The sequence below is a fragment of the Sphaerisporangium melleum genome, assembly GCF_014646695.1.
GTDB lineage: Bacteria > Actinomycetota > Actinomycetes > Streptosporangiales > Streptosporangiaceae > Sphaerisporangium > Sphaerisporangium melleum.
Genome location: NZ_BMNT01000126.1, coordinates 1 through 1,264 on the forward strand (window position 1 = coordinate 1; position 1,264 = coordinate 1,264).

The 1,264-nt window shown below is 69.3% G+C and carries 1 pseudogene; it reads left to right on the forward strand.

The annotated features are described in order from the left end of the window. Nucleotides 1–27: 27 nt before the first annotated feature. A pseudogene (locus tag IEY93_RS37450) lies at nucleotides 28–1,264 on the forward strand (hypothetical protein); the annotation flags it as partial.

The window sequence follows — 1,264 nt, forward strand, 5'->3', positions numbered from 1 at the left end:
CCCCCTTGCCGTCCAAGGAGTCGATCAGTGGACACACCCCTCGTGCCGCGGGGCGGTCGCCGCCGTCGCGGTCTGGCCGTCCTGTGCACCGCCGTGGCGCTGGCCGCCGCGTCCCTCATCGCCACGCCGGGCCCGGCGCAGGCCGCCGACCAGTCGATCAGCGTGGACTTCTCCACCGCCGGAGCCGCCCCGACCTACCGGGCCTCGGGATGGATCTACGGCATGACCGAGAACGCCTCGGGCCCGGCCGACAACTTCTACACCGACGTCAAATTCCGCTACATGCGCGCCGGCGGCGCCCAGCTCGACAGCCCCGGCGGCTGGGTATCGGGCAAATACGACCGCCGCTGGAACGCCACCCGCGCCCAGCTGCTGCGCACCCGCTCCCTGGGCGGCGAGTTCGTCCTGCTGGTCCACGACCTGTGGGGCGCCGACGGCTACCCCATCAGCCGCTACCCCGGCGACAACGGCAACTGGACCGACTACGACAACTTCCTCACCCGCCTGATCAACGACGTGCGCGCCACCGGCGCCCCCGTCCAATGGGACCTGTGGAACGAACCCAACATCACCATCTTCTGGAACCGCCCCCAATCGCAGTACTTCGAACTGTGGCGCCGCACCTACCAGCGCGTCCGCGCCGCCTTCCCCGACCAGCTCATCGTCGGCCCCAGCTGCGCCTGCGTCCCCTCCACCGGCGGCTGGTGGACCCAGTACCTGGACTACGTCAAAGCCAACAACCTCATCCCCGACATCATCAGCTGGCACTCCCTGCCCGGTGACCCCGTCTCCAACGTCGCCACCGCCAACACCACGCTGAACTCCCGCTCCATCCCCCACCCCCGCCCCTACCAGATCAACGAGTACGGCGCCTCCAACGAGCAGAACCCCGCCGACGGCGCCTGGTACATCGCCCGCCTGGAACGCGCCGGAGCCGACGGCCTGCGCGCCAACTGGGCCAGCGGCGGCAACCTGCACAACGACCTGGGCAACCTGCTGGTCCACAACTCCGCCGGACAGCACCAGCCCAAGGGCGAATGGTGGGTCTACCGCTTCTACGGCTCCCAGACCGGCCAGATCGCCTCGGTCACCCCCAGCGCCAACTACGACGCCTTCGCCACCAAGGACACCGGCAACGCCAAGATCCTCATCGGCGGCGGCACCACCACCGGCAACATCGCCGTCAACCTCCAGCGCCTGGACACCACCACCGGCATCGTCCAGAACAACCAGGCCCGCGTCCTCGTCGAACGCATCCCCTACA